Annotated in this window: 6 protein-coding genes; all 6 read left to right on the top strand. The window is 64.9% G+C overall.

Annotated features, from left to right (window positions below):
- Positions 1-1,777: DNA gyrase C-terminal beta-propeller domain-containing protein (locus tag AC1D0P_RS18835; RefSeq protein ID WP_477678152.1), on the top strand; the 1,777-nt coding region annotated here is incomplete at its 5' end.
- On the top strand, positions 1,777-2,346 hold the full coding sequence (locus AC1D0P_RS18830; RefSeq protein WP_477678151.1) for a DUF2059 domain-containing protein: 570 nt from the start codon (positions 1,777-1,779) through the stop codon (positions 2,344-2,346). The genes AC1D0P_RS18835 and AC1D0P_RS18830, both read left to right, overlap by 1 nt.
- The gene (gene serC / locus AC1D0P_RS18825) at positions 2,343-3,449 is read left to right on the top strand and encodes a 3-phosphoserine/phosphohydroxythreonine transaminase (RefSeq protein ID WP_477678150.1); all 1,107 of its coding nucleotides are present in this window, start codon (positions 2,343-2,345) and stop codon (positions 3,447-3,449) included. Before AC1D0P_RS18830 ends, serC begins: the two co-directional genes overlap by 4 nt.
- Positions 3,450-3,530: 81 nt before the next feature.
- Positions 3,531-4,613 carry a prephenate dehydratase gene (gene pheA / locus AC1D0P_RS18820; protein ID WP_477678149.1) on the top strand — a complete coding sequence of 361 codons (1,083 nt, stop codon included), beginning with the start codon at positions 3,531-3,533 and terminating at the stop codon, positions 4,611-4,613.
- Between the two features lie 33 nt (positions 4,614-4,646).
- Positions 4,647-5,525, top strand: coding sequence for a prephenate dehydrogenase (locus tag AC1D0P_RS18815; protein ID WP_477678148.1), 879 nt, complete (start codon positions 4,647-4,649; stop codon positions 5,523-5,525).
- 10 nt (positions 5,526-5,535) lie between these two features.
- A partial coding sequence (locus AC1D0P_RS18810) for a bifunctional 3-phosphoshikimate 1-carboxyvinyltransferase/cytidylate kinase (protein ID WP_477678147.1) occupies positions 5,536-7,087 on the top strand: 1,552 nt, incomplete at its 3' end.

The raw sequence follows: 7,087 nt of genomic DNA, 5'->3' as shown, positions 1-7,087 counted from the left end.
CATCCAGGACGAGAGCGACAAATCCGGCATGCGCCTGGTCATCGAGCTCAAGCGCGGTGAGGTGCCCGAAGTGGTGCTGAACAACCTGTACAAGCAGACCCAACTGCAGGACACCTTCGGCATCAACATGGTGGCGCTGGTCAACGGCCAGCCCAAGCTGTGCAATCTGAAAGACCTGGTCCAGGTCTTCCTCTCGCACCGCCGCGAAGTGGTGACGCGCCGCACGGTGTTCACGCTGCGCAAGGCGCGCGAACGCGGCCACGTGCTGGAAGGCCTGGCAGTCGCCCTGGCCAACATCGACGACTTCATCGCCATCATCCGCAACGCGCCCACGCCGCCTGTGGCCAAGGCCGAACTGATGCTGCGCCCCTGGGACAGCAGTCTGGTGCGCGAAATGCTCACCCGCACGCGCGCCGACGGCGGCATCGTCAACGCCGACGACTACCGCCCCGACGGCCTCGAGAAGGAGTTCGGCATGGGCAACGACGGCCTGTACCGGCTGTCGGAAACCCAGGCCCAGGAAATCCTGCAGATGCGCCTGCAGCGCCTCACCGGCCTGGAGCAGGACAAGATCGTGGCCGAGTACAAGGAAGTCATGGCCGAGATCGACGACCTGCTCGACATCCTGGCCAAACCCGAGCGCGTGTCCATCATCATTGGAGAAGAGCTCTCCGCGATCAAGCTGGAGTTCGGCCAGACCAAGCTGGGCGCGCGGCGCAGCCACATAGAGCACAGTTCCTTCGACCTCAGCACCGAAGACCTGATCACCCCCACCGACATGGTGGTGACGCTCTCGCACACCGGCTACATCAAGAGCCAGCCGCTGTCGGAATACCGGGCGCAAAAACGCGGCGGCCGCGGCAAGCAGGCCACCGCCACCAAGGACGACGACTGGGTCGACCAGCTGTTTATCGCCAACACGCACGACTACATCCTGTGCTTCTCCAACCGCGGCCGGCTCTACTGGCTCAAGGTCTGGGAGGTTCCGGCAGGGTCGCGTGGCTCCCGTGGCCGGCCGATCGTGAACATGTTCCCGCTGCAGGAAGGCGAAAAAATCACCGTGGTCCTGCCGCTGACAGGTGAAAAGCGCAGCTTCCCGGCCGACCAGTACGTCTTCATGGCCACCTCCATGGGCACCGTGAAGAAGACCGCCCTCAACGAGTTCAGCAACCCGCGCAAGGCCGGCATCATCGCCGTGGACTTGGATGCGGGCGACTACCTGATAGGCGCGTCGCTGACCGACGGCAAACACGACGTGATGCTGTTCAGCGACGGCGGCAAGGCCGTGCGTTTCGATGAGAACGATGTGCGCCCCATGGGCCGCAACGCGCGCGGCGTGCGCGGCATGATGCTCGAAGACGGCCAGGGCGTGATCGCCATGCTGGTAGCCGAGGACGAGCAGCAAAGCGTGCTGACAGCCACCCAGAACGGCTTCGGCAAACGCACCTCCATCACCGAGTACACGCGCCACGGCCGCGGCACCAAAGGCATGATCGCCATCCAGCAGAGCGAGCGCAACGGCAAGGTTGTGGCCGCCACGCTGGTCCACGTCGACGACGAGATCATGCTGATCACCGACAAGGGCGTGCTGGTGCGCACGCGCGTCAGCGAAATCCGTGAGATGGGCAGGGCTACACAGGGTGTTACTCTGATCGGCCTGGATGAGGGCTCACAATTAAGCGGCCTGCAGCGCATCGTCGAAAACGATGCCACGCTGGACGATATCGACACCGAAAACGACACCGGCACAGACGCCTCCAACACGGAAAGCAATTGATGAAGAAACTGATCACCACCCTCGCGATCGTCGGCATGACCTGCGGCGCCGCCGTCCACGCCCAGACCGATCCCAAAACCGAACTGGCCAAAAAAGTGGTTGCCCTGCAGCAAGGCCCCGAGCTCGACCGTCTGGTCGGCCAACTGGCCGGCAGCACGGCCCAGGAGCTGATCATGAAATGGGGCCCCCAGCTGGAAGCCAACGTCCCCAAGGCCAAGCAGAAAAAAGCCTCGGAAGACCTCAACGCCGAGCTCAAGAAGTACGCCGACGATGCCAGCCAGCTGATCGGCAAGCAGGTCGGCAAGGTCAGCACCGAGTCGCTGGTCCCCGCCTACGCGGAGCGCTTCACCCTGGAAGAATTGCAGCAAATCGCCGCCTTCTTTGAATCTCCCGCCATCAAAAAATACCAGGCCACCGCGCCTGGACTCGGCAATGTTTTCGTGCAAAAACTGGTCGAGGCCTCGCGCACCGACGTGGTGGCGCGCATCAAGCAGTTCGACGAAACCGCGGTGAAGATCGTCGGTACCGGCCCTGCCCCCGGAGCAGCCAAGCCACCCGCGAAGAAATGACCCGTCCCTTCAATTTTTCCGCCGGCCCGGCCAACCTCCCCGAGGAGGTCTTGCAGCAGGCGGCGGGCGAAATGCTGGACTGGCGGGGCAGCGGCATGAGCGTGATGGAGATGAGCCATCGCGGCAAGGAATTCATCTCCATCTATGAGGCCGCTGAAGCCGATTTCCGCGAACTCATGGCCGTTCCGGCACATTTCAAGATCCTGTTCATGCAGGGCGGCGGCCTGGCCGAGAACGCCATCGTCCCCTTGAACCTTTCGCGCGGGCGCTCCGCCGATTTTGTGGTGACCGGCAGCTGGAGCGACAAGTCGCAAAAAGAAGCACGCAAGTACTGCGACGTGCAGGTCGCCGCCAGCAATGCGGACAACGGGCACACACTGCTACCTCCGGCTTCGGGCTGGAAGCTCCGGCCGGATGCGGCCTACGTGCACCTGTGCACCAACGAAACCATTAACGGCGTGGAATTCCAGAGCCTGCCGGACCTCAAAGCCCTGGGGAGCGACGCGCCCCTGGTGATTGACTTCTCGTCCCACGTGGCCTCCCGGCCCGTCGACTGGTCCCGCGTTGGCCTGGCGTTCGGCGGCGCGCAAAAAAACCTCGGCCCCGCCGGCGTGACACTGGTGGTCATCCGTGAGGACCTGCTCGGCCACGCCTTGCCGGCCTGCCCCAGCGCTTTCGACTACAAGACGGTCGCGGACAACCAGTCGATGTACAACACGCCGCCCACCTACGCCATCTATATCGCAGGTCTGACCTTTCAGTGGCTCAAGCGCCAGAAAGAGGGCTCGGCCAGCGGCATCGCGGCCATGGAAAAACGCAACCTTGCCAAGGCGCAACTGCTTTACGACGCGATCGACGGTTCGCAGTTCTATATGAACAAGGTCGGCAAGGATTGCCGCTCGCGCATGAACGTGCCTTTTTTCCTGCGCGACGAGTCGCGCAACGACGTTTTCCTGGCCGGCGCCAAGGCCGGCGGCCTGTTGCAGCTCAAGGGCCACAAGTCGGTAGGCGGCATGCGCGCCAGCATCTACAACGCCATGCCGCTCGCCGGTGTGGAGGCGTTGGTGGCGTACATGCGAGAATTCGAACAAAAACACGCCTAGGATGAAATACCCCCATGCCCGCCGCGTTCACTGCCCCTGAGGGGCGTTCAGTGCACCTGGCGCGGCCGGACGGCCCCTGATATGACTGCCAACCTCGCTGATTTACGCGTCCAGATCGACGCCCTGGACAGGGAACTGCTTGCCCTGCTGAACCGCCGTGCCCAGGTCGCCGAGCAGGTGGGCGAGGTCAAGAAACGCGAAGGCACACCTTTCTTCCGCCCCGACCGGGTCGCCCAGGTGATTGAGCAGATCCAGAAGGCCAACCAGGGCCCTCTCAAGAACGAGCACGTCGCCGCCGTCTGGCGCGAAATCATGTCGGCCTGCCTGGCCCTGGAATCTCCGGTGCGCGTCGCCTACCTGGGCCCCGCCGGTACCTTCAGCGAGCAGGCGGCGCTGCAATTTTTCGGCGCCAGCATCGAGCACGTGCCCTGCGTCAGCATCGACGAGGTTTTTCGCGCCACCGCGGCCGGCAGTGCCAGCTATGGTGTCGTGCCGGTGGAAAACTCCACCGAAGGCGTGGTGTCGCGCTCGCTCGACCTGTTCCTGAACTCTCCCCTGCACATCGTCGGCGAAGTCAGCCTGATGGTGCGCCACAACTTGCTGCGGCTTTCGGAATCCCTGGACGGCATAGAAGCCGTCTATGCCCACCCCCAGGCGCTGGCCCAATGCCAGGGCTGGCTGACGACACACCTGCCCAACGTGGACCGCCGCACGGCCTCCAGCAACGCCGAAGGCGCGCGGCTGGCCACCACCAACCCGGCCTGGGCCGGCATCGCCGGCGAGCGCGCGGCCACCCAGTTCGGCCTTTACACGGCGGCCCACGCCATCCAGGACGATGCCTTCAACCGCACGCGTTTTGCCGTGGTCTGCCTGCCCCAGACATTGCCCTCCCCGCCCGCATCCGGCAAAGATTGCGTGAGCCTGGTCGTCTCCGTGCCCAATCGCCCCGGCGCCGTCCACGACATCCTGATGCCGCTGAAGGCCCACGGCGTCTCCATGACTCGTTTTGAATCGCGCCCGGCGCGGTCCGGCCAGTGGGAATACTACTTTTACATTGACCTGCAAGGTCACCCGTCCCAGGACCATGTCAAAGCCGCGCTGGCCGATCTGCAGCAGCTGTGCGCCTTTTACAAGGTCCTCGGAACCTATCCCATCGGCGATTAATGCAACGACTCACAACTCTCCTGGTGCCACGACATGTTTGAACAATTAGGTCTCATTGGATGCGGCCTGATGGGTGGCTCTTTCGCGCTGGCGCTCAAACGCGCCGGCCTGGTCAAGCGCGTCGTCGGCTACAGCAAATCCCCCTCCACCACGGAGCGGGCGCGCCAGATGGRCGTAATCGACGTCGAGGCGCCCTCGGCGCTTCTGGCGGTCTCGGGCGCCGACATCGTGCTGCTGGCCGTGCCGGTTTCCGCGACCGAGGCCACCTTCAAGGCCATCCGCCATCTGGTCGGCCCGAATACGCTGATCATGGACGTCGGCTCGACCAAGCGCGACGTGGTGGATGCGGCACGGCGCGTGCTGCGCGACAACGTCGGCTCCTTCGTGCCCTGCCACCCGATCACCGGCAAGGAGGTTTCGGGCGTCGAGCATGCCGACGTCGACCTCTACGCCGGCAAGCAGGTCATCCTGACGCCCATTGAGCRCACCTTCACGGTCCAGCTCCAGAAAGCCGTCGACGTTTGGACCGCCCTGGGCTGCCACGTCCTCAAGATGTCGCCCCAGGYGCATGACGCGGCCTATGCCGCCGTCAGCCACCTGCCGCACCTGATCGCGTTCGCCCTGATCAACGGCATCACCGGGCAGGAGCACGGCAAGGACTACATGTCGCTGGCCGGCCCGGGCTTCCGGGACTTCACGCGCATCGCCGCCAGCGACCCGAAAATGTGGCGCGACATCCTGATCGCCAACCGCGAAGAACTGCTGGCTCAATCCAAAATTTTCCAGGAGACCCTGCAGTCACTCGAGCAGCTGATTTCCAGCAGCAGCGGCGACGCCCTGGAAGCCATGATCGAGCAGGCCAGCGAGACCCGGGCCAACTGGCGCATCTCCTCGCAAAAATCGCACAAATAATCCGCGGTCCATGTTCGATACCGAGTTCCTGGACATTCCGCCTCTGAGCAGCGCGGGCGGCACCGTCCGCCTGCCCGGCTCCAAAAGCATTTCCAACCGCGTGCTGCTGCTGGCCGCCCTGAGCCACGGCGACACCACGGTGCACGACCTGCTCGCTTCCGACGACACCGCCGTGATGCTGGCCGCATTGAGGCAGCTCGGCTGCAGCGTCACGCAGCACGGCACCACCGCCGTCATCAGCGGCCTGGGCGGCAAACCCGTCCAGACTCCGGCCAAGCTGTTCATGGGCAACGCCGGCACGGCCATGCGCCCCCTGACGGCGGCCCTGGCCCTGCTGGGCGGGGAGTTCGAGCTCTCCGGCGTGCCGCGCATGCACGAGAGGCCCATAGGCGACCTGGTCGACGCGCTCAGGCAACTGGGCTGCGCCATCGACTACCTCGGCAACGAAGGTTTTCCGCCGCTGCGCCTGCGCCCCGGGCAACTCCAGCTGCAAGAACCGATACGGGTGCGCGGCGACGTGTCCAGCCAGTTCCTGACCTCCCTGCTGATGGCCCTGCCGCTGGTCGCAAAACAGGACATCCACATTGAAGTCGTCGGTGAGCTGATTTCCCGGCCCTATATTGAAATCACGCTCAAACTGCTCCAGCGCTTCGGCATAGACGTCCGCCGCGAAGGCTGGGAACGCTTCACCATCCCCGCCGGCAGCCGCTACCAGTCGCCGGGCGAGATCCATGTCGAGGGCGACGCCTCTTCGGCCAGTTATTTCATCGCGCTGGGCGCCATCGCGGCCGCGTCCCCGGGCCACGCCGGCATCGAAATCCTGGGCGTGGGCGCGGCCTCCATCCAGGGCGACATCCGCTTCGTCGAAGCCGCCGAAATGATGSGCGCGCGGGTCGCCAGCACGCCCAATTCGCTGCGCATCTCGCGCGGCGCCTGGCCGCTCAAGGCCATAGACCTGGACTGCAACCACATCCCCGACGCCGCCATGACGCTGGCCGTGATGGCCTTGTACGCCGACGGCACCACCACCTTGCGCAACATCGCCAGCTGGCGCGTCAAGGAAACCGACCGCATCGCCGCCATGGCCTGCGAGCTGCAAAAATTCGGCGCCGTGGTCGAGGAAGGCGCCGACTACCTCAAGATCACCCCGCCCGCCCGGTGGACGACAGGCGCGGTCCATACCTACGACGACCACCGCGTGGCCATGTGCTTTTCGCTCGCGGCCTTCAACCCGGCGCAGTTGCCGGTGCGCATCCTGGATCCCAAGTGCGTGGCCAAGACCTTCCCCGACTACTTCGAAGCCCTGTTCGAGGTGGCCCAGGCCGGCGCCGCGCACATTCCCGTCATCTGCATTGACGGCCCGACCGCATCCGGCAAAGGCACGCTGGCGGCCCTCGCGGCCCACCGGCTGGGCTACCACTACCTGGATTCCGGCGCGCTCTATCGCCTGAGCGCCCATGCCGCGGCGCTGGCCGGTGTATCCCTGGACGACGGACCCGGCGTCGCCCGCGTGGCGCGCACCATCCCGGTGCACTTCCGAGGCGACCGCATCTTCCTTGGGC

Source organism: Polaromonas sp. P1_G2 (assembly GCF_056405515.1).
Note: the sequence above shows the minus strand (reverse complement) of the source record. Positions and strands in the feature narration are given on the sequence as shown.

Coding starts and splice junctions, on each gene's coding strand:
- AC1D0P_RS18830 (WP_477678151.1), top strand. CDS start 1,777: ATGAAGAAACTGATCACCACCCTCGCGATCGTCGGCATGACCTGCGGC.
- serC (WP_477678150.1), top strand. CDS start 2,343: ATGACCCGTCCCTTCAATTTTTCCGCCGGCCCGGCCAACCTCCCCGAG.
- pheA (WP_477678149.1), top strand. CDS start 3,531: ATGACTGCCAACCTCGCTGATTTACGCGTCCAGATCGACGCCCTGGAC.